This window comes from Microcystis sp. LE19-84.1B (genome assembly GCF_027531875.1).
GTDB lineage: Bacteria > Cyanobacteriota > Cyanobacteriia > Cyanobacteriales > Microcystaceae > Microcystis > Microcystis panniformis.
Genome location: NZ_JAPZSR010000190.1, coordinates 1 through 1,309, shown reverse-complemented (window position 1 = coordinate 1,309; position 1,309 = coordinate 1). Strand labels below are relative to the sequence as shown.

1 protein-coding gene is annotated in these 1,309 nt (G+C 36.5%); it reads right to left on the bottom strand.

Going from position 1 to position 1,309, the window contains the following annotated elements; genetic code table 11:
• A partial coding sequence (locus O9324_RS11250) for a condensation domain-containing protein (RefSeq protein ID WP_288140226.1) occupies positions 1-1,309 on the bottom strand: 1,309 nt, incomplete at both ends.

Genomic DNA, 1,309 nt, shown 5'->3' with positions numbered 1-1,309 from the left:
CCCGACGGTTTGCTGAGGATTGGCTACAATTCCTTTTAATAAAGTTTGGAAATGACCCACCATGCGGGTGATTCTTTCAGGGGTAAATAGGTCGCTATCATATTCCCAAAAACCTTCTAAATAAGCTCCTTTTTCGGTTTCGATTTCTTCTAAAACTAAGCTGAGATCAAATTTAATTCTCTGGTTTTCAACGGCTAGATATTGAGCCTTTAAATCAGGTAATTCTAAAGCATTGAGGGGGGCATTTTGCATCGCAAACATGACATGAAATAAGGGATTATAACTTAAACTTCGTTCGATTTCTAACCCATCAACCACTTGCTCAAAGGGGACATCTTGATTAGCATACGCTTCTAAAACAACATTGCGAGCTTGCTGTAATAATCCCGAAAAAGTCGGATTTCCTTCTAGGGAATTCCGCAGCACTAAAGTATTGACAAAAAAACCAATCAAAGGTTCAATTTCTTGTCGGTTTCTGTTGGCGGTGGGTGTCCCGATTAAAATATCATCTTGACCACTATAACGGAAGAGTAAAGTGTTTAAAGCAGCCAGTAAGGTCATAAATAAGGTTCCCCCCGACTTTTGGCTCAACAGTTTCAGTTTTTCGGTGAGTTCTGAGTTAATTTGAAACGAGATACTATGACCTCGAAAATTGGGAGTAGCTGGACGGGGTTTATCGGTTGGAAGTTCTAATAAAGGAGGAGCAGCCGTTAATTGTTTTTTCCAATAATTTAACTGATTTTCTAAGATTTCACCTTGTAACCATTGTCTTTGCCATACCGCAAAATCTGCATATTGTATGGCTAATTCGGGTAAATCTACGGTTGAATTAGATAAAAATGCTTGATAAAATTCAGATAATTCTTTAAATAAAATGCCCTTTGACCAACCATCGATAATAATATGATGGAAAACGTTAACTAAAATATAATTTTCATACCCCAGATCAAACAGAGTAGATCGTAATAAGGGAGCTTGAGTTAAATCAAAGGGTTTTTGTAGTTCTTCAATAATCTGTTTATCAATTTGATCTTGGGAAATATCTTTTAAGTTAATAACTAATAATTTAATCTTTAGAGATGGAGCAATTTTTTGAATAGGTTTTCCTTCAACCATTGGAAAGGTTGTCCGTAAGCTCTCATGGCGTTGAATAATAGCATTAATCGTTTGCTCTAAAATATCAATGTTTAAGCGTCCCGTTAAACGGATGGTTAGAGCTTCATTATAAGCCGAATTTTGCTGATCCATCTGATAGAGAAACCACATTCTCTGTTGAGCAAAAGATAGGGGTAAATCTTCAGTTCTGGCA